The 17,819-nt window shown below is 71.2% G+C and carries 21 protein-coding genes; 10 read left to right on the forward strand and 11 right to left on the reverse strand.

All coding sequences use genetic code 11. The features are described 5' to 3' along the window. The 4 genes from ACWD26_RS29535 to ACWD26_RS29550 are packed head-to-tail and all read left to right on the forward strand — an operon-like array spanning nucleotide 1 to nucleotide 3,977. Nucleotides 1-909 (forward strand): hypothetical protein, encoded by a 909-nt coding sequence (locus ACWD26_RS29535; RefSeq protein ID WP_451274994.1) that lies wholly within the window; start codon nucleotides 1-3, stop codon nucleotides 907-909. Further along, nucleotides 900-2,159, forward strand: coding sequence for a DegT/DnrJ/EryC1/StrS family aminotransferase (locus tag ACWD26_RS29540; RefSeq protein ID WP_451274995.1), 1,260 nt, complete (start codon nucleotides 900-902; stop codon nucleotides 2,157-2,159). The genes ACWD26_RS29535 and ACWD26_RS29540 overlap by 10 nt, the downstream gene beginning before the upstream one ends. Before the next feature lie 20 nt (nucleotides 2,160-2,179). Continuing rightward, nucleotides 2,180-3,280, forward strand: coding sequence for an oxidoreductase (locus ACWD26_RS29545; protein ID WP_451274996.1), 1,101 nt, complete (start codon nucleotides 2,180-2,182; stop codon nucleotides 3,278-3,280). Nucleotides 3,281-3,302: 22 nt separating this feature from the next. After that, nucleotides 3,303-3,977, forward strand: coding sequence for a hypothetical protein (locus tag ACWD26_RS29550; RefSeq protein WP_451274997.1), 675 nt, complete (start codon nucleotides 3,303-3,305; stop codon nucleotides 3,975-3,977). A 61-nt stretch (nucleotides 3,978-4,038) separates the two neighbouring features. Here the strand turns inward: ACWD26_RS29550 and aroA are convergent, their stop codons facing one another. Together aroA and ACWD26_RS29560 are read right to left on the reverse strand one after the other, a co-directional pair. Beyond that, the gene (aroA, locus tag ACWD26_RS29555; RefSeq protein ID WP_451274998.1) at nucleotides 4,039-5,340 is read right to left on the reverse strand and encodes a 3-phosphoshikimate 1-carboxyvinyltransferase; all 1,302 of its coding nucleotides are present in this window, start codon (nucleotides 5,338-5,340) and stop codon (nucleotides 4,039-4,041) included. A 213-nt stretch (nucleotides 5,341-5,553) separates the two neighbouring features. After that, nucleotides 5,554-6,255 (reverse strand): class I SAM-dependent methyltransferase, encoded by a 702-nt coding sequence (locus ACWD26_RS29560; RefSeq protein ID WP_451274999.1) that lies wholly within the window; start codon nucleotides 6,253-6,255, stop codon nucleotides 5,554-5,556. 833 nt (nucleotides 6,256-7,088) lie between these two features. Between ACWD26_RS29560 and ACWD26_RS29565 the strand changes: the two genes are divergently transcribed. Further along, nucleotides 7,089-7,286 (forward strand): hypothetical protein, encoded by a 198-nt coding sequence (locus ACWD26_RS29565; RefSeq protein ID WP_451275000.1) that lies wholly within the window; start codon nucleotides 7,089-7,091, stop codon nucleotides 7,284-7,286. A 52-nt stretch (nucleotides 7,287-7,338) separates the two neighbouring features. Here the strand turns inward: ACWD26_RS29565 and ku are convergent, their stop codons facing one another. Beyond that, nucleotides 7,339-8,121, reverse strand: coding sequence for a non-homologous end joining protein Ku (gene ku, locus ACWD26_RS29570; RefSeq protein ID WP_451275001.1), 783 nt, complete (start codon nucleotides 8,119-8,121; stop codon nucleotides 7,339-7,341). Between the two features lie 270 nt (nucleotides 8,122-8,391). Between ku and ACWD26_RS29575 the strand changes: the two genes are divergently transcribed. Both ACWD26_RS29575 and ACWD26_RS29580 read left to right on the forward strand, forming a co-directional pair. Then, entirely contained in the window at nucleotides 8,392-9,207 is an 816-nt protein-coding gene (locus ACWD26_RS29575; RefSeq protein ID WP_451275002.1) for a hypothetical protein, read from the forward strand. A gap of 334 nt (nucleotides 9,208-9,541) precedes the next feature. Continuing rightward, nucleotides 9,542-10,114 (forward strand): hypothetical protein, encoded by a 573-nt coding sequence (locus ACWD26_RS29580; protein ID WP_451275003.1) that lies wholly within the window; start codon nucleotides 9,542-9,544, stop codon nucleotides 10,112-10,114. Nucleotides 10,115-10,179: 65 nt separating this feature from the next. On the opposite strand, the gene ACWD26_RS29585 is transcribed toward ACWD26_RS29580, so the two are convergent. The 6 genes from ACWD26_RS29585 to ACWD26_RS29610 form a co-directional block, all read right to left on the reverse strand. Next, a complete protein-coding gene (locus ACWD26_RS29585) occupies nucleotides 10,180-10,689 on the reverse strand; it encodes a hypothetical protein (protein ID WP_451275004.1) in 510 nt (169 codons plus the stop codon). A gap of 79 nt (nucleotides 10,690-10,768) precedes the next feature. Continuing rightward, a complete protein-coding gene (locus tag ACWD26_RS29590) occupies nucleotides 10,769-13,075 on the reverse strand; it encodes a hypothetical protein (protein WP_451275005.1) in 2,307 nt (768 codons plus the stop codon). A 15-nt stretch (nucleotides 13,076-13,090) separates the two neighbouring features. Continuing rightward, nucleotides 13,091-13,390, reverse strand: coding sequence for a ribonuclease E inhibitor RraB (locus tag ACWD26_RS29595; protein ID WP_451275006.1), 300 nt, complete (start codon nucleotides 13,388-13,390; stop codon nucleotides 13,091-13,093). Between the two features lie 27 nt (nucleotides 13,391-13,417). Next, nucleotides 13,418-13,540: a hypothetical protein gene (locus tag ACWD26_RS29600; protein ID WP_451275007.1), complete on the reverse strand. Its 123-nt coding sequence runs from the start codon at nucleotides 13,538-13,540 to the stop codon at nucleotides 13,418-13,420. A gap of 63 nt (nucleotides 13,541-13,603) precedes the next feature. Next, a complete protein-coding gene (locus tag ACWD26_RS29605) occupies nucleotides 13,604-14,197 on the reverse strand; it encodes a hypothetical protein (protein ID WP_451275008.1) in 594 nt (197 codons plus the stop codon). Between the two features lie 103 nt (nucleotides 14,198-14,300). After that, a complete protein-coding gene (locus tag ACWD26_RS29610) occupies nucleotides 14,301-14,423 on the reverse strand; it encodes a hypothetical protein (RefSeq protein WP_451275009.1) in 123 nt (40 codons plus the stop codon). A gap of 487 nt (nucleotides 14,424-14,910) precedes the next feature. Between ACWD26_RS29610 and ACWD26_RS29615 the strand changes: the two genes are divergently transcribed. From ACWD26_RS29615 to ACWD26_RS29625, 3 genes are read left to right on the forward strand one after another with little or no spacing between them, the layout of a single operon-like run. Continuing rightward, a complete protein-coding gene (locus ACWD26_RS29615; RefSeq protein WP_451275010.1) occupies nucleotides 14,911-15,069 on the forward strand; it encodes a hypothetical protein in 159 nt (52 codons plus the stop codon). Next, a complete protein-coding gene (locus ACWD26_RS29620) occupies nucleotides 15,066-15,479 on the forward strand; it encodes a hypothetical protein (RefSeq protein WP_451275011.1) in 414 nt (137 codons plus the stop codon). Before ACWD26_RS29615 ends, ACWD26_RS29620 begins: the two co-directional genes overlap by 4 nt. Continuing rightward, entirely contained in the window at nucleotides 15,476-16,753 is a 1,278-nt protein-coding gene (locus ACWD26_RS29625; protein WP_451275012.1) for an integrase, read from the forward strand. The genes ACWD26_RS29620 and ACWD26_RS29625 overlap by 4 nt, the downstream gene beginning before the upstream one ends. A gap of 50 nt (nucleotides 16,754-16,803) precedes the next feature. Here ACWD26_RS29625 and ACWD26_RS29630 read toward each other — a convergent pair whose 3' ends face one another. Then, nucleotides 16,804-17,367, reverse strand: a complete 564-nt coding sequence (locus ACWD26_RS29630) for a hypothetical protein (protein WP_451275013.1) — start codon at nucleotides 17,365-17,367, stop codon at nucleotides 16,804-16,806. A gap of 237 nt (nucleotides 17,368-17,604) precedes the next feature. Further along, complete coding sequence (locus ACWD26_RS29635; RefSeq protein WP_451275014.1) at nucleotides 17,605-17,805, reverse strand: hypothetical protein; 201 nt, start codon at nucleotides 17,803-17,805, stop codon at nucleotides 17,605-17,607. Nucleotides 17,806-17,819: the final 14 nt, after the last annotated feature.

Raw genomic sequence — 17,819 nt, forward strand, 5'->3', positions numbered from 1 at the left:
GTGCGATTACGAGCGCCGTACTCAGCAGGCGTCCCACCGGTCGAGGACCGAAGTGCGGCCCTCGACCTGGCGGGCCCCGACTGGGCTCGGCTGACCGACGTGACGGGCAAGGACGCCGTGTTCGCCCGCGACCTGGTCGCCCAGGAGGGATGGGCTGCACTGGCCGGCGAACTCGGCGACGACGAGCAGGCGTACGCCTTCGCCGGCCGGGCAGCGATGATGTGGCTGCGCCCCGACGCCTTCGCGGCCGGGACGGCACGCGAGGTCCTGGCCGCCACCGTCCGGGCAGGGTTCAGACCGCTGGCCGCACGGCCGGTCCGGCTGGAGCGGTGCGCCGTGCGCGCCCTGTGGGCCTACATGTGCCGGTGGGCGACAGCAGAGCGGCTGATCCTCATGGACGCACTCGCAGAGCTGGGGCCGGGCCTGCTGGTGCTGTGGGCCGACGGCATGGGCGGGCCGGTGTCCGTACGGATGACGGCTCTCAAGGGCCGCAACGACCCGGCCCGGCGCAAGGAGGGCACCCTGCGGGACGTCGCGGGCAGTCCGAACCGTGCCTTGACGATGCTGCACACCACCGACGATCCCGCGGACGTCGTACGGGAGCTGGCGGTCCTGTGCTCGTGGCCCGAGCGGGCCGGGCTCATCACCGAGGCGGCCACCCGGCTGCGGCACGGCCACTCGGCCGACCTCGCCTACGCGCTGCGCGACGTCGAGAGAGACCTGCCCCCGCTCGGCCTGCCGGATCCGGAGGCGGGCGCCCCGGCCCCGTTGGTGCACGAACTGTTCACCGGGCCGGTCGAGAAGCGGTGGGCGGCCCTGGTCGCGGCGTCGGAGGGCTGGCCGCTGCTGCGGCGGACTCCGGGACCTGCGGCGTGGCCCGAGCAGGAGACGAGGAGCCCATGGCAGTGACGGCGACGCCCCCGGCGACGGGAGTGCCCAGGAGTACGGCCGCCACGTCGGGCGAGGCGCTGCTGTGGCCGTGGTGGTCGGAAGAGGCCACGGACACGGTGCGGCTGCTGCTGGATGAGGGAGACATGGCGGCGGCCGGGGCCGGCCATCCGCTGATCGACGCGTGCGAGGAGCTGGCGGCGGATGCCCTGGCGCCGGGCCGGCTGATGATGATGTGCGACTCGGGCACGGCCGCACTGGAGACTGCCTACGCCGCACTCCGGCTGGAGCCGGGGAGCGAAGTCCTCGTCGCCACGAACTCGTTCCGCGCCACGGTGACGGCGATGCTCGCGCAGGGCCTGGTGCCGGTGCTGTGCGACACGGATCCGGCGACCGGCGGGATCGACCTCGACGACGCCGCCGCGCGCATCACGCCGCGCACCGCGGCGCTGACGATCACCCACATGTGGGGACGGCCGGTGCCGCTCGACGCCGTACAGGCCCTGTGCGTCCGGCACCAGCTGGCGCTGGTGTCGGACTGCTCCCACGCCCACGGCCTGGCCTGGCAGGGCCAGCCCGTGGGGCTGGCCGGGGTGGCGGTCTGGTCGTGCGGCACGTGGAAGATGGCCTCGGGCGGGAAAGCTGGGTTGCTGGCGACCGGCGACCGGGATGTCTGGGAGCGGGCTCTGGTCTTGGGCCAGCCCAAGCACCGGGCGTTGGCCCGGGTGCGGGACGAGCGGCTGCGGGCCCTGGCCGTCACCGGTGTCGGCCACAACCGGCGGCCCAGCCCCGCATCGGCGGCCCTGGTCGCGGATCACCTGCGCCGCCTGCCGCATACCGTGGCGACCAAACGCGAGCGGCAGACGGCCGTGGAGCAGCTCGTCGCCCGACACCTGCCCGCCCTGGCGCCGCTGCCGGAGCCGGCCGGCCGCACGGCAGGCGCCCTGTACAAGTGGCACTGGCGCGCGGCCCCCGGCCACGCGGTGGACACCGTGGTGCAGGCGCTGCGCGCCTGCGGGGTGCGTGCGGGACTACCCGCCCGCCCGCTCCACGAAGCGCCCCTGTTCACCGACCCCGGTCTCGCCTCCCACCTGGGGCTGCGCGTTGCGATCCCGGACCCCGGCTCCTTCCCCGGCACTGCCCGGCTTCTGGACCGGCTGGTGGAGATCGACACCCGGGACATGTACGAGCCGCTGCCCGACGGCGACCCCGACCCCTACGACCGCGCACTGACTACGGCTGCCGACCGGCTTGCCGTGACCGGCTCCTGAGCAAAGAGAGATGAGCACTCATGGACATGCTGTTCACACCGCTGCGCCTGCGTAACGTCGAGCTGCGCAATCGGCTCGGTCTTCCGGCGATGAGTACCTACCAGGCCGGGCCCGGGAACCTGCCCGACCCGCGCTGGCACCTGGCGCACTATCAGACCCGCGCCGTCGGCATGGGCCTGGTCGTGGTCGAGGCCACCGCCGTTGCTCCTGAAGGACTGGCCACCCCGGACGACCTCGGGTTGTGGGACGACGACCAGACCCAGGCGCTCGCCGAGGTCGCCGAGGTCATCGCCGCCCAGGGTGCCGTGCCCGCCCTCCAACTCTCCCACGCGGGCCGAAAGGCGTCCCGTACCCGCCCGTGGGGCGAGGGCCCAGACGCCCCGCTCGCGGAGGCCGACGGTGGCTGGGTGCCGCTCGGGCCCTCCCCGGTCGCCTTCGCCGACGGCTACCGCGTGCCCGCCGAGATGACGCCCCAGCAGATCGAGACGGCGGTCACTCAGTTCGCAGCCGCCACTGCGCGGGCCGTCACCGCCGGATTCCGAGCCGTGGAGCTCCACGCCGGGCACGGCCGGCTCCTGCATTCCTTCCTGTCACCGATCGCCAACCGGCGCACCGACGCCTACGGCGGCGACTTCCACTCCCGGACTCTCCTGCTGCGTCAGACCGTGCGCACCGTACGGGCCGCGCTGCCCGACGAACACGCCCTGATGGTGCGCATGTCGTGCTGCGACTTCCTGCCCGGAGGGTGGACGCTCGACGACACCGTGCGGCTCGCGCCGCTGCTCGCCGCAGACGGCGCCGACCTGATCGACTGCACCTCCGGCGGCGTCGCCCGGCCCGAGACCCGCCCCACAGGCCCCTGCTGGCAGGCCCCCTACGCGGCGACCATCCGCCTCAAGACCGGCGTGCCCACCGCGGCCGTCGGCAAGATCACCACCCTCGGGCAGGCGCGAGACCTGCTGACCGACGGCACCTGCGACCTGGTGCTGATGGGCCGCCAGCTCCTCGTCGACCCGATGCTCCCGGCCCGCAGCGCCCCCGACCTCGCACCCGCCCCGTACCAGCGGGCCCTGGCCACCACCGCCGCAGCCGGCGACGGCCACCTGCCTCCGGAGCTGTGACCCGACGGGAGGAGACCCGATCATGCTGGTCATGCACAACGCGGGGCTGATCTTCGTCCGCACCCGGAAAACGGCGGGCACATCGCTGGAGATCGCCCTGTCCCGCCACGCCGGGGAGCGGGACATCATCACCTCTATGTCGCCGCGCGACGAGGCGTTACGGGCGGCCCAGGGCGGCCGGGCCCCGCAGAACCATCTGCTCCCCGGGCAGAGGCCGGGCCCGGAGCCGGTGCCGCCCGGGTGCGGCCCCGGAGTGCGCTTCTACAACCACATGCCCGCCAGCGAGATACGCGACGCGCTCGGCGCCAGCGTCTGGGACCGCTACCTGAAGGTGTGCCTGGAACGCAGCCCCTACGAGAAGGTCGTCTCGCTGTATTTCCACCGGCACCGCACCGAGCCCCGCATCGGGATCGACGAGTTCATAGCGTCCGGCGAGTTCCGTGACGCCTTCAACTGGCCCCTGTACACCGACGGCGGCGCGGTGATGGTCGACCTCATCGTCCGCCACGAGCACCTGCAAGCCGGCCTGGACGCCCTGTGCGCCCGGGTCGGGATGCCCGCTCTCGTCCTGCCCCGGGCCAAGAGCCAGTTCCGGCCCCCCGGCAGCGACTACCACCAGGTCCTCACCCCCGCGGCCCGCCAGGCGATCGAGGAAGCCTACGCACCCGAGATCGCCCACCACGGCTACACCTGGTAGCCCGCACCAAACGGCGACGGCCCGCCCCACCCACAAGGGAGGAGCGGGCCGTCAGCCGTGACTAGGCGCCCGGCGCGGCGCCGGCCCCGGTCAGCCGCACCAGATCGGCGGCGAACGCCGGGTAGCTCGTCGCCACCGAATCCCAGCCGTCGATGACGGTCGTGCCCTCGGCCGCGCACGCCCCGGCGACGGCGGCCGTCATCGCGATCCGGTGGTCACCGTGGCTGTCGATCCGGGCCGGGCGCAGCCGGGACGTGCCCTCGATGACCATGCCATCCTCGGTCTCCGTCACCTGCACCCCGAACGCCCGCAGCATGCGGGTGGTCGAGTCGATCCGGTCGGACTCCTTCGCCCGCAGATCACCCGCGCCGGAAATGACGGTCGTGCCCTCGGCGACGGCAGCCGCCATCGCCAGTACGGGCACCTCGTCCACGATGCCGGGGATGTCCTCGGCGGTGAGCTCGACCGCCCGCAGCTTCGACGCCCGCACGGTCAGCGTCCCCGTGGTGAGGTCGAAGGTGATGTTCGCGCCCATGCGCTTCAGCACGCCCACGAAGTCGGCGCGGCCGAAACCCGGGTAGAGGCGCTCGACGGTCACCTCGCCCTGGTCGGCGAGCAGCGCGGCCACCGCCCAGAACGCTGCCTGCGACGGGTCGCCGGGCACCTCGACGTCCGTGCCCGTCAGCTCGCCCGGCTCGACCGTCACCGCGTGCCCGTCGACCCGCACCCGGGCCCCGAACTGGGCCAGCATCTCCTCGGTGTGCCGTCGCGTCGGGTGGATCTCCTCCACCGTTGTCGGCCCCGTGGCGGACAGGCCCGCGAGGAGAACAGCGGACTTGACCTGCGCTGAGGCAACCTTCGGGGCGTAGGTGATGCCGGTCAGGCCGCCCCCGCGGATCACGAGCGGCGCCAGGCGGCCATGTTCACGGCCGTCGATCGTGGCGCCCATGCTGCGCAGCGGCTCGGCAATGCGGTCCATCGGCCGACGGCGCAGGAACTGATCTCCGGTGAGCACCGACAGACCGTCGATCCCGGCGCACACACCAGACATCAACCTGATACCCGTGCCCGCGTTGCCGTGGTCGAGGACGTCAGCCGGCTCGTGCCGGATCGGCCCCTCAACTCGCACACGGCCCTCACCGACGTCGGTGACGGTCACGCCGAACTGCTCGACGGCGCGCAGCGTGTGTGTCACGTCCTGGCCCCGGGACAGGCCGGTGATGAGGGTGGGGCCATGGGCCATCGCCGCCATCATGACGGCGCGGTGCGAGATGCTCTTGTCGCCGGGCACCTGGAGTGAGCCACGGGCAGGCCCGGCACCGGTCACCTGGAGGCTGGAGACGGCGTCGAGATCAGGGGTCATGAGGTTGCTTTCTCTGCGGGAGGACGGCGTTTGGCCTGAGCAGGAGGGGTCCGAACAGAACTACGCGTGTCCGAACGATCACGCTCCGACCTGACGATACGCGCCATGCACTGCCCCGCGGGCTCCGATCCAGGAAGTGGGCAGCCGAGGCCCTGACCGGGCAAGACCATCTGTCTCCCAGGGCACCGGGCACGCGATGTCCGGGCCTGCTCGTCACTCCGGGACGAAGGCGCTCACCAGCAGCGTGGCTGCGGTGCGCGGCCCCTCACCGGTAGCAGGCAGCACGTTGACAGTGATCGCGGTGAACCCGGCCGAATCGAGCGCCTTCGTCCACACGTGTTCCTGGAGCACCCAGCGGCGCATCGTGGCCGCCTCGCCGTGCGGAGTCTTCGCCGGGATATCAGCGGGCACCACATCGGGCTGGGCAGCGGCCCCGGACAGGTAGTGGGCGAGGGTCGAGAACACCAGCCGCCCGCCCGGCCGCAGCGCGGTGGCCGCCGCAGGCAGCAGCTTGTTCGGGTCGGTGAAGTCCACGGCACCGAAGACGCTGTAGAGCACGTCGTACATGGCGGGCATCGCGTGCAGGTGGCTGACGACGTCGGAGTGCACGAGGCGCAGGCGCGGCGCGAGGTGCCCGTACAGGTCGGTCGCCATGGCGTGCTGGGCGGGCGAGGCGTCCACCGCGATGACCCGGTCGGGCTGGTGACGAGCCGCCAGGTACGCGGCGTGCCGGGCCGCCCCGGCGCCGAGGTCCCCTACGCACCTGCCGGTCAGGTCGCCCAGGACTTCCGGGCCTGGCCCGGCGTCCTGGCCCCACGTCCAGTAGAACGTGCCGGGTACTTCGCGGTCGGTACCGGCGCGGGTGCGGCCGTAGTGGTGCCAGAGGTCTGCGGTACTCGATGTCACCCGCCCCATCCTGGCGTCCGCAGCGGGGCGGCGGGCCCGTTCGTCGAAATGTCACCCGGGCGCACCCTGCACGCCCACCGCAAAGATCACGCCAGCACTCGCAAACGCCCCTCCCGCCCCAGCTGGTTCTCCCTACACTGCCGCCGTGCCGCAGAGAACATCGCCCGATCAGGCCGCAGCCGAGGCCCGCGCCGCCGGATACGAACCTGACGAGCCCTACCCCGGCAAGGTCATCGCCCCCTGGCGCGTGAAGTGCGCCACTGAAGGCTGCGCGGCAGAATTCCGCATCAGCCTCAACAAGGTGCGGTCCGGCCAGCGGTGCACCCACAAAGCACTCCGTGCAGCCCTCCGCACCGAGGAGAAGACGAAGGAGAAGGCGACGGCGCCGCGGTGCACGGCGTGCGACAGCGCACTGCGTGACGGCACGTGCGCCGCCTGCCAGACCGCGGAGGAAGCCGCAGCTGAAATACGTGCCGCCGGGTTCGAGCCCGAAGAACGCTACCCCGGACGAGTCGGGGCGTCATGGAGCGCCAAGTGCAAAACCTGCGGGCAGCCGCGCCGCGTGACCCTGGCGCGTGTACGCAAAGGGGTTCGCTGTGCCCACCGGAAGTTCTCTCCCTCGCCCGTTCCCGCGCCGGCCTGGAGAATCGCGGCGAAGTTCGTCCCGCAGCGCGGGAGACCACGCCGCGGCGGTAATGGACCGCGCACGCCCGCATCTGAGCGCCGACCGTAGAACTGCGAAGTCGTAGCGGCTCAAGCCTCAGCAGAGACCCCAACTGACCTGCGAGGACTCATGAGTTAGTTCGGTCAGCATGCCTGATGCTCGTTTCTCACCTGAGATAATGGCCCCGCTCACGCGCCACGCCGACGAGCGTGTGGCCACCACGGCGGAGGAACTGCTGGCCGCCACCTTCCGCGTCCTCGATGACGCCCGGATCGAGGCCGCGCTCGCCGCATTCGGAGAAGCCGTCCGGGCCGCGGCCCTGCCCCCACCGACCCGCCGGGCAAGGCTGCGAGTGCGCTTCCGGCGAGGAGGCTGACCCCGGCCGTGGCGGCCGCCGGATGTCGTCGCCGTCGACCACTCCGGTGCACCTACCGATGCGGGGGCGGCTCGCGCCCGTTCCGAGTCTGGCGGACGCTGGCCTCCAGCGCCGCTATCAGGTCCACCGGCGGCGTCGGCTCAGGAGGCTCCTCCCATCCCACGCCCGCGAGCTTCGCTTCCACGACCTGTTCCAGAGCCGCGCCGTACTCGTCGTGCAGGGCGCTGATGTCCACGCCGCTCAGATGGTCGATCAGCGTCTCGGCGAGCTCCAGCTCCCGTGCAGTGGTCGGCACCGCTACGGCAACGTTCTCGGGCGGGCGGATCTCCTCCGGCCAGCGCAAGGCGTGCACGACGAGGACGCCCTGGCGCGGCCGCAGCACCGCCAGCCGCTCGCGGGTGCGTGCCGCGAACTTCGCCACCCCGAGAACGCCCTTGCGGGTCATCGCCTCCACTAGCAGGGCGAACGGACGAACAGCAGCCTGCCCACCGGCCGGTCCCGCGTAGTAGAAGCGCTCGTATAGCAGCGGGTCGACGTCCCGCTCGTCGACGAAGCCGGTGATCTCCACGGCCCTGCGCGTGGCCAGCGGCAGATGGTCCAGGTCCTCGTCCCGCAGCACGACTACGCGGCCGTCCGGGGCCTCCCAGCCACGGCCGATCTCGGACTCGCTGACCTCGCGGGCCTCTGCCTCGCACACACGGCAATGCCGGATCCGGGCCCCGTCGGCGGCGTGCACACGGTGCAGGCGCGGCCGCGCCTCCTCGATCCCCGTGTAGAGCCGCACCGGAACGTTCACCAGACCACAGGTGATATGGCCCGACCACAACACGCTCATGTACCCACCCTCTACGCCGGACACATGCACCGCACGGCGACTACTCCGCGGGGACCAGCCTGGACGTGTAGACGCCCGCCGCCGGCCGTCGGACGGCTTCCGTCGTCAGGCCCCGCCTCAGTGGGGCCTGACGCATGTCTGACGCATCGCGATGCATCAGACTTGACGAATGGTGTCCCCTCTGGGAATGTCTGACGCATCGGCATGCGTCAGACATTCACTTGCAGCGACTCACCTCTTAAGAGGTGAGTCGGAACGGAGGTCCCCCCTTTGCCCCTTGCTGTCGTCGAAGCCGCCCCCGAGACCAACGACAAATCCACCATCGACCGGGCACCGGCACCTTCCCGAGGCCGAGTCGTCGAATACGCAGCAGATGTCACCGCAGCACTCATCGCCGGGTGGGACGCCATACAGGCGCGGAATCCTGAAGTCCCCGACGCGGTGATCTCCATGGCCACCGGGGGTCGCGAAAGCAAGTCGAAGCTCGCACACTTCGCGCCGAACCGATGGGTGCCACGAGACGGCGGTTCCGCTCTTCATGAACTCTTTGTGACCGCCGAAAGCCTGGAGGAGGGAGCTCACGAAGTCTTTGCCGTCCTGGTGCACGAGGCCGCTCACGGCCGCAACTACGCCCAGGGAATCAAGGACTGTAGCGCCAGCCAGTACCACAACAAGCACTTCCGCGATGCTGCCGAGCTACTCGGCCTGCGACAACGTACGGACGTCAGCGACCTGTTCCGCAAGAAGTTCGGCTTCGCGGGAACAGCGCTGACCGACGAGACCGCCGCCCTCTACGGCGACCAGATAGCCGCCCTGGATCGAGCGATCCGGGCGACACGGCAACGGCCCACCGCACGTGTCCGAACCCGAGGCCCGGGGACCGGCGACGGACCGCAGGACACGGAGGGCAGCCAAGACACGGGCCAAGGCGAGGAAACCGGCCGGATGGAGAAGGAGGAGCGCAACTACATCAAGGCGGTGTGCTCCTGCCCGACCCCGACGGTAATCCGAGTGTCACCGCGTACGCTGGCCCGCCGCAACATCCAGTGCGGGGACTGCAAGGAGTCTTTCACCAAGGAAGGCTGACGACGAGGCCAGACACAGTGGGCCTTCGCCGTGTTGAGGCGAAGGCCCACCCGAAGATGCGACGCCCTTGCCGCGATCAACTGGATACGGGAGGGTCCGGTACCGAGGTTCTCCTCCCGCAGGCTGCCAGCGGCGCGTTGCTCTTTCCCGACCCCTCAGGTCTGCTGAAGCCGGCCCGGCTGTGTATCATCCTGGGCGAGGCGGCGCGCACGCCAGACTCCCCGCGGACCGGTACCCACGCCCCGCAGGCGGAGAAGGTTCTCCGAATCGCGCACGACCATTCGAACTTTCCTCGCTTCGGCGCGGGCGTGGGCGTGCCAAGGAGGAGTCAGCGATGACCCGCAACCGCCGCCGCAAGCTCGACATCCGGACGGCCGCAGCCTCGTCCGGCACCACCCGCTACGTTCAGGCCCGCCGTCGGGCCCTCGAAGCGCCCGGCGCCAGCATCCGCACCTACCTGGGCGAGATCGGCATCTGCACCACGTGTGGTCAGCCGGCCTACGACAGCAGCCGCGGCGCCAGCCACTTCACCGAGCAAGAGGGCGCGGTGTTCTGCCCGGCGTTCCCCGCTGCGGCTGGCCTGCTGCGTATGGACTGGCACGATCTCTCGCTGCGCCTGGTCCGGGAGCGGTACCCGCGTACGGAGGACGACTTCAGGAAGCAGCATCTGGACCTGAGCCATGGAGACCAGGTGCAGACGTTCACCGGCCGCGTCGTCGTCTGCTCCCACTGCGGCCAGCCCGCCTACTACAACGGGGATGTCGGCATGGCGCACTTCCTGAACCAGTGGGACGGCATCTTCTGCCCGCGCTTCCCGCTCGCCGGGAAGACCTTGTCGATCAAGTGGCACCCGCGCTCGCTGGCCGATTGGAAGGGGGGATACGCCTGCACCTTCCCGCACCTGTAGTACCCGCGCCGAGCAGGCCCGTCAGCGGCTGCTTCTCTCCATGCACGGGAGCGGATCACATCTCCTCAGGTCCTGCCGGGGAGCGGCGTGAGCACATCGACGGGCCCGTCACATCCTGGGCAGTTCGTGCCCCGGGGGTGTGACCACCCGGCGGGGCAAAGTTCCTGAACGGCGTCCTGTAGGCGTGCGGTCTCTTCTGGGCCCGGCTTGTTCCACCGGGCGAAGAACCGGCAGACGGGACCGGGCAGCCGCAAGGTCACGTACCAGGGGAACGAGATCGCCCTCGCCGAGGCATGGTGAGCTTCGAGGAGGACCTCGCTGACGCGGTCGAGGTCGTTGAGCCCGGCGGAGTGCAGGGCCAGTGCGTACGGGCGCCCGGCCGTCAGATCGGCCTGCACTCGGGCGGCGAAGCGCACTGCCTTTTCCTCGGGCGTGAACTGCCCCAGGATGTGCGGGTGCCAGGTGGCCTCGTGCCAGACGCCCGCCAGCGGGCTGACGTGTTGTGCGGACAGGCCGGGCAGCTCGGTCAGCACGTGCTGGTCGAAAGCCTGTTCCGGCGGGAGTTTCTTCCTCATGTCCCGTGCAACGAGCCTGGCCCGGGGACCGTTGCGCGGGACTTCGAGCGGCCCGAACAGAGGCGAAGTGAGCGGGCCGTCAGTCGGTGTCCGCCCCGCTCACGATCACGGCGCGGATGTCTTGGATCACCTCATACAGCCGCTGGGCGGGTGTGCTGCCGGGGGCGCCGAGGTCCTCGCGGGCGGCATCGAGCAGGACGGTCAGGTGCTGGCCGCGGATCCGTCGGGTGTCCGTGCGTCGGGCCTGGCCGATGGCGGCGTGGAGTTGCTGGCGGTAGGCGCCGGGCTGGATCTGGGCGAGTCGGCCGCGCCGCAGGTCGATGCGGTCGGCCGCGCCGTACAGATCGGAGCGCAGCCCGGCCGGGATGCGCAGGTAGGCCTCGTCGTCCAGGTCGGGCAGCGGCACCCAGGCGTCCTCCGCCGCGATCACGGCCCGGGCGGCGGAGTCCCGGCCGGCGTGGGCCGGGCCGCGCCCGAGAGTGCGCCGCCGGTGTTCGGCCGTCCACCGGACGGTGTCGGTCTTGCGGCGCCGGACGGGAGCGATGGCGCCGACCTCGGTGCCATCGGCGAGCACGCGGTAACCGCCCAGGTAGTTGGGGTCGGGCTCCAGCCGCCACGTGCGGCCGCCGATCGTGCCCAGGTCCACCGGGCCAGTCTCCTCCCGGGCGTCGGCCGGGTCGAGGTCCTGAAGCGCGCGGAGCAGTTGCCGGGCCTCCTTGCTGCGGCCGAGCTCTGCGGCGTCGAGGCCGGTGAGCTGCTGGAGGTCCTGTTCGCCGGGCACGCGCAGCGCGGTGCGCAGCGCGGCATCCCGGACGGCCTGGGGAAGCCGGGCCAGCCTGCCGCCGCGCTCCGCCGTGGCGGTGGCCAGCGGAATCACCGCGGCGACCAAAGCATTCTGTTCCGGCTCGCCCAAAGCGGTGAAGACGGCGGCCGCGGTGATCGGCGTCGTGCCGGGCGCCCGGCGCAGGCCGTCCCGGATGACCGCGCCCGCTGCCTGCTCGCGGTTGGCGAAGTGCTTCTGGCCGTGCGGCGGACGCAGCGACATGGCGTAGCTGTTCCGGGCGGACCAGCCCAGCAGGGAGGTGCCGTGCAGGGAGTGCTCGGGCTGGATGCTGCCCGCGATCTCACCGTCACGCAGCACCCGCCAGCAGCTGTGATCGTCCTCGTAGCGCACCAGCGTCCAGCCCGACCCGCCGTGCACGCCCAGGTCGACGATGGCCACCGGATCCTTCCGGCCGCCCTCCGCGACCGCTGTGTCTTCGTTGCCGTCGGCCGGCTCCGGCTGGCCGGGGTCCGGGACGGATGCGTCACCGTGGGCGGCGGTGGCCGGTTCGGCCGCCGACCGGGCCGCGTCGAGCTGTGCCCGCAGGGCGGCCATCTCCCGGCGATGTCGGTCGCGTTCCTCGTCGAGCCGCTCGTTCAGGCGCCCGATCGTCTCCTTGAGTTCCGCGCGGTGAGTTTCGAGGTCGCCGAGCCGCGCGGCCAGACCCGTGTTCTCAGTCTGCACGCGGGCGAGGTCGGCGGCCGTACGCCGCTGTGACTCCTCGATGCGGGCCTTCTCCTCGGACAGTTCCTCCACGCGCGCGTGCAGCGCCTCGGCCTCTCCCTGAAGCCGGCCGTGCTCGGTGCGAAGGGTGCCGTGCTCGCTGGTGAGGGCGGCGTGGGTCTGTTCCAGCCCCTGGTACCGCCCAGACAACTCCTCGTGCTTCCCGCTGAGTTCGTGGTGGGTGTCGCGCAGTTGGCGGTGTGTGTCGGACAGCGCGTCTAGCGCGGCACCCGCCGCGGTGGCGCGGCCGTCGGCGTCGGCGGCCTCCCGCAGCGCGGTGGCCGCCTCCATCTGCGCCGCCTGCTGCTCCGCGCGTGCTTCGGCCGCGGCCTGCTTGCTGCGGGCGGCCTCCTCGCGGGCCTTCCCGGCGTCCTGGACGGCTTCCTCGCGGCGCTCCTCGGCCTGGCGGACCCGCTCATCGGCGGCCTTCTGGACCTCGGCGATGTGGGCGGCGACCGCCGCGTTGTCCGCTCCGGCCTGCTGGCCCTGGTGCACGGCCTCCAGCGCGCTCAGCACGCGGGGCAGCAGCGATGCCAGGACCTGCTCCTCGCGGGCGCCCCGGGCCACGGCCTGCTCCACCGGCACGGGCTCCGGCGCGGCGGCCCGCTCCTGCTCCAGCGCCTTGCGTGCCCGGTAAGCCACCTGCCGGTCGCGCTTGTTGTTGTGCTGGACGCAGAACTTGGGCGGCGGACCCGGCTTGCCCTCGGGGCGCGGTGCGCGGGCATTGGTGCATTCGGGGTAGTCACAGTCCGGGCCGCCGTACCCGGCCTCCAACAGCTTCCTGGCCAGCCACTCGTCGTCGGCAGCCGCGAGTCCCGGCCGGGTGGTCGTGGTGGTCATCGTGTGGTGCCGTCCTCAGTCCTCGTCGCGATGGACGATTGTCGGGTCGGCCACGGGGCGTCCGGACTCATATGTTGCCTCTCCGCCGTCGTAGTCGCCCCCGTGACGCGTCACGATCGCTTCGACCTCTCGGTGTCGTTGTTCCAGGCCGGCGACCTCGACGTCCCGCGCGGCCAGGAGCCGCCACTGAGGCGTCACTTCTGGATCCGGCTCGCTGATACGGGTCACGTAGTCCGCCAGCTCGCTCGCGCATGCCTCAGCGCTAGGCCGGTCCGGGAAGTACGCCCAATGCGTGTAGGGGATCGTGCCGCTCATCGCCGCTCTCGTCTCTCGCCCGGTGCCTCAGCCGTAGTGCCGGCCGAGCAGGATCGCCGCCACGATCAGCGGCGAGCAGATGCCCAGCAGGTTGATCAGGTCCATGACCGGTCCGTCCCCGCCGCCTCGCCACCGCCGCCGTGCCGCCATCTGGTCGCCAGTGGAGGGCCACCGTGCAGGGCACGGGTGGTTAACGTCGCGTCCTGGGTGTCCTCACTTCTCGGCAGCCCGGTCGGTTCCAAACGCGGTGTGCCAAGCGCGCATCAGGTCACGGTGCGTCATCTCAGAGACGCGGTCTCCTGCCATGGCCGCCATGAGTGCACAGGTGAACGCGTCGCGGGCCTCCGAGAAGGGGCCACCCTTTGACCACGTGTGATCAGTGGCCGTCTCGCACGCCTCAGCGGCGTCACTCCAGTCGGCGAGCCCAGTCCCGGGTAGCGCAGCATGCGCTTCCTCCACGTCAAGTTCCCAGTTCGGGCCCAGCGCATAGGCAGCGATCTCCTCCGCCTGCTCCCGGGTGAGGCGGGCAGCCTGCTGAAGGACGACAACCACGTTCCGCCAGTTCTTGCCGAGCAGCAGGGCGAGATCAGCATCGGTGCAGTTCTCCGGGTCGGCGACACGAGCGTGCTGGGCCAGGACCTCGTTGACTCGCTCGTCCGGATCGCTGATCCCGTCGAGACGGGAGTCCAGGTAAGCCCTGTGGGCCGTCGTCCGGATATCGCGTGTGCTTGGGTCGCTCAGCTCGTAGCTCATGGTCGACGTCCTCAACTTCTTCTTGTCGATGATTTCGGCGGCCCGGTCCAGCACGCCGCCGGTACCTTCCACGCCCTCGTCGATGGCTTGGTGCGCGGCGTCCTTGCGTGTAGGGGATCGTGCCGCTCATCGCCGCTCTCGTCTCTCGCCCGGTGCCTCAGCCGTAGTGCCGGCCGAGCAGGATCGCCGCCACGATCAGCGGCGAGCAGATGCCCAGCAGGTTGATGAAGTTCATGACCGGTCCGTCCCCGCCGCCCCGCCACCGCCGCCGTGCCGACATGACCTGCCCCCTGGCTTCTTCCGGGGCCCCGGGGCCCCACGGTCCACTCGTCCGCAGCGCGGATCCCGCCCGGCGGGCGCCGGGTTCCTCCCGCACGGTAGAGGACCGGTGTGGAGAATACAACTCAACTCAAACACGACGAGAGTTGAGTCTGAATTACGCGAGTCGGAATGTGCTTTGAACTGCGGTCATCTGCTGTGCGCCTCTCAGAAGCGTGATGTGTATTCCCGGCCCCCTTACCCCTGTATGGGGGTCGATGTGCTCAGATCGGCCTGTGTCGCTGCGGTGCTGAAGTCCGGGCCGCCGGGGGCCGCTGAACTGGTTGAAATCCGGACGGTGTGGTGTCGGTCCTGCGTCGGGTCCTGATTCCGGATACTCTCTGCTTAGCCGGAATCAGGAATCGCAGGGGACACGACAAGCGGCGTCCGCAGGTATCCGGCCCGTGCAAGAACTTCTGTGAGACGGCCTGAGAGGAGCGGGGGAGCAGATGACGGTGAGGATCTGGCAGCCGGTGCCCGACGAACCGTGCGACAGCACCGCCCGGCACATCCCGCACCGCAACTGGCGCGGCACCGAGTGCGGCGTCTGCCCCGGCGTCCCCGCCGTCCCCGCCGCCAAGACCCGCCGTACGGAGCCGGCCTCATGACCGCATGGGACCTGGATGAAGCGGAAAGCGGCGACTGGGGCAGCCCGGACGGCGAAGACGGCTGGGTGCAGGACCTGGTCAGGGAGCTCAAGCGGTCGATGCCGCCCGACGGGCTGCTGGGCCTCGACCTGGCCGCCGACGATGACCTGCTGGAGCTGCGCTACCTGCGGATCTCCACCGGGCACCGCGGCGACGGACACGCCACCCGCGTGCTCACGCGGCTGTGCGCGGAGGCCGACACCCGCGGCCTGGTCCTTGCCTGCACCCCAACCGACGAGTTCGGCGCCGACCGGACCCGTCTGGAGGACTTCTACCGCCGTCACGGCTTCGCCCCCGCCGACCCGGCACACCGGCTGTCCGAGCACACCTGGCAGCGCCCCCGCACCGCGACCGAGGAGTCCGCAGCATGACGTCGAGCGAACTCGTCCCCACTGGGCGCGGCCGCGCCACGGCCGTCCGGCGCCGGCGCCGCGCCGAGCCGGACATCGTCTCCCCGGCCGGCGAGCGGATCTCGGCCTCGGCGGCCCGCAAGCTCACCGACTCTGTCCCCCGCAACTCCCGCAATGCCCGGGCCAGCCGCTGGCGTTCCTACGCCCAGTGGTGCGCCACCTACGACTGGGCCGAGGACGAGCCCAACGCGGTGCTGTCCTACCTCTCCGACCTCGGCGACTGTGGCCAAACCGCGAACTCGATCGAGGCCCACTTCAGCACCCTGCGCGCGATGCGCGCCATCCAGGGCGTTCCGCTGTCGGACAAGGAGGTCAAGGCCTGCCAGCTCGTCATCCGCCACCGCGCCGGCGAGGAGGCCGACGACCCCCTGGTGGAGCCCGGCCCGCTCCAGGCCGACGCCGTCACCCTGGACGAACTGCGCCTCATGGTGCGCACCCTGGACCGCACCACCGTACGCGGCAAACGGGACGCCGCCGTCCTGCTCATCGCCTGGTGGATGGCCGCCCGCGCCTCCGAGCCCGCCCGCCTCAACCTCCACGACGCCAAGATCCGCACCGTGCAGATCGAGGACGAGGACGGCCGCAAGCGCCCCCACCAGGCCCTGATCATCAAGATCCGCCGCTCCAAGGCCGACCAGGCCGCCCGCGGCCAGGAGGTGCGCATCCTCGCCCCCGCCGAGACGGAACTGTGCCCCATCCACGCCCTGCGCGAATGGCTCGACGTCCTCGCCGACGACGGCCAGCTCACCCCCGGCCCGCTGCTGCGCCGCATCGACCGCCACGGCAACATCGGCACCAAGGCCGCCGGCCGCCAGCCCAAGGACGACCGCCGCCGCGGCGGCATCACCGCCGACACCGTCAACCACATCATCAAGGCCACCGCCCGCGCCGCCGAACTGACTCCCACCCCCACCCCCGAGGAGCGCGCCGCCGCAGCCCGGGCGAAGCAGGAGGCGTTCGCGGCCGCCGACGCCGCGCCCACCGCCGAAGAAGCCAACACCATCCTCAAGGCCTGGCGCACCGCCCGGCGCGCGGCCCGCGCCGCGCTCCGCCGCATCACCGGCCACTCCTTCCGCCGCGGCTGGATCCAGCAGGCCCTGGCCGCCGGCAACCCCCCCGAAACGGTCGCCATCCACTCCCGGCACTCCCTGCGCAGCACCGCCTTCGACGCCTACCGCCGCAAGAAGGTCCCCTGGAACCAGAACCCCACCCGCTTCCTGGGCCTGGCCGCCTGACCGGCCGCTCGTATTGCTGCGGCAAGGGGACATGTACGGCGTTGGGGGCTTTACACGGTGCCGACGAAGGCCAGGACGGTACCCACGAGGACGAGAATGAGGCCGGCTGCTTCCGTTGCCCAGCCGTCCACCTTCGCCTCCGCGATGTCGGCACGGTAGCGCTCACCCATCCGAGATTCGAGCGCGGAGCCCTGACCCTGCACTGCGGACAACCGACCGTCCAGCCGTGAGACCTCTGCCCGCAGCCACGCCACCTGGTCCAACAGAACGTTCACGACCTGCCGCTGGGAAGCGTCCTCGGCGAGGACGACTCGCACGTGCTCCGTCTCGGCGCCCGCTGCGCCGTCCATGCCCGCAACCACCCGCGGCAGCGTCACGTCCGCTGCGCCGTGCACGGCGGGCACATGCAAGACCCAGTGGACCAGCCTGCAGAGCGATCTGGCGATGCGCCTGGCGCCGGCAACCCGCTCGAAGACTCCGCAGGCACGTGCGGCGACCCAGGCCCGAAGCCCCGGACTATGCGGCGCGTACCGGCCCTTTGTGCGGTAGACGCCCGCCACCGCCACAGCCAGCCCGACAAGCTGACAAATAAACCCCGAAACGATGCATACCACCGCGCAGACGGTAGCAAGGGAAGGGTGGCCGGCGTCGGGGATCAGTGGGGCAGTGGTTGGCGCTGAGAAGGATCTTGAACCTGGCCTCTCACAAACGACCAGTTGGGAGGGGGCTACCGGCCCGCCGCACGGCTGTGTTCTCGCTGGTCGCTTGTCGCAGAAGTCCCTCAGAAGCGGCAGGTTCTGCCACAGAGTTCTGAGAGACCTTCTGACCTGCGGTGGCGCTCAAGATCCTTCTCAGCGCCAACCGCTGTACGCCTGCACCCCAAGGCCGAGGGCGGCGGCGATGTTGGTGCGGCCGTCCTGGCGGTGGACGCCGATGGCGAGGTTGCGCAGGCTGGCCATGGTGCGGGGCAAGTGAGCGGTGCGGATCTTGGAGTCGTCCTCGCGGAAGGTGCGGTCGCGGACGTGGTGCAGCAGGTTCTCGAATTGATTCAAATTCCGAGAACTCG

The organism is Streptomyces sp. NPDC002787 (assembly GCF_053592095.1).

What these genes read in the sequence shown, in the direction of transcription:
- ACWD26_RS29540 (WP_451274995.1), top strand. Translation starts at nt 900, where the DNA reads ATGGCAGTGACGGCGACGCCCCCGGCGACGGGAGTGCCCAGGAGTACG.
- ACWD26_RS29620 (WP_451275011.1), top strand. Translation starts at nt 15,066, where the DNA reads ATGACCGCATGGGACCTGGATGAAGCGGAAAGCGGCGACTGGGGCAGC.
- ACWD26_RS29610 (WP_451275009.1), bottom strand. Translation starts at nt 14,423, where the DNA reads ATGTCGGCACGGCGGCGGTGGCGGGGCGGCGGGGACGGACCGGTCATG.
- aroA (WP_451274998.1), bottom strand. Translation starts at nt 5,340, where the DNA reads ATGACCCCTGATCTCGACGCCGTCTCCAGCCTCCAGGTGACCGGTGCC.
- ACWD26_RS29615 (WP_451275010.1), top strand. Translation starts at nt 14,911, where the DNA reads ATGACGGTGAGGATCTGGCAGCCGGTGCCCGACGAACCGTGCGACAGC.
- ACWD26_RS29550 (WP_451274997.1), top strand. Translation starts at nt 3,303, where the DNA reads ATGCTGGTCATGCACAACGCGGGGCTGATCTTCGTCCGCACCCGGAAA.
- ACWD26_RS29625 (WP_451275012.1), top strand. Translation starts at nt 15,476, where the DNA reads ATGACGTCGAGCGAACTCGTCCCCACTGGGCGCGGCCGCGCCACGGCC.
- ACWD26_RS29560 (WP_451274999.1), bottom strand. Translation starts at nt 6,255, where the DNA reads ATGGGGCGGGTGACATCGAGTACCGCAGACCTCTGGCACCACTACGGC.
- ku (WP_451275001.1), bottom strand. Translation starts at nt 8,121, where the DNA reads ATGAGCGTGTTGTGGTCGGGCCATATCACCTGTGGTCTGGTGAACGTT.
- ACWD26_RS29590 (WP_451275005.1), bottom strand. Translation starts at nt 13,075, where the DNA reads ATGACCACCACGACCACCCGGCCGGGACTCGCGGCTGCCGACGACGAG.
- ACWD26_RS29595 (WP_451275006.1), bottom strand. Translation starts at nt 13,390, where the DNA reads ATGAGCGGCACGATCCCCTACACGCATTGGGCGTACTTCCCGGACCGG.
- ACWD26_RS29585 (WP_451275004.1), bottom strand. Translation starts at nt 10,689, where the DNA reads ATGAGGAAGAAACTCCCGCCGGAACAGGCTTTCGACCAGCACGTGCTG.
- ACWD26_RS29600 (WP_451275007.1), bottom strand. Translation starts at nt 13,540, where the DNA reads ATGGCGGCACGGCGGCGGTGGCGAGGCGGCGGGGACGGACCGGTCATG.
- ACWD26_RS29580 (WP_451275003.1), top strand. Translation starts at nt 9,542, where the DNA reads ATGACCCGCAACCGCCGCCGCAAGCTCGACATCCGGACGGCCGCAGCC.
- ACWD26_RS29545 (WP_451274996.1), top strand. Translation starts at nt 2,180, where the DNA reads ATGGACATGCTGTTCACACCGCTGCGCCTGCGTAACGTCGAGCTGCGC.
- ACWD26_RS29565 (WP_451275000.1), top strand. Translation starts at nt 7,089, where the DNA reads ATGGCCCCGCTCACGCGCCACGCCGACGAGCGTGTGGCCACCACGGCG.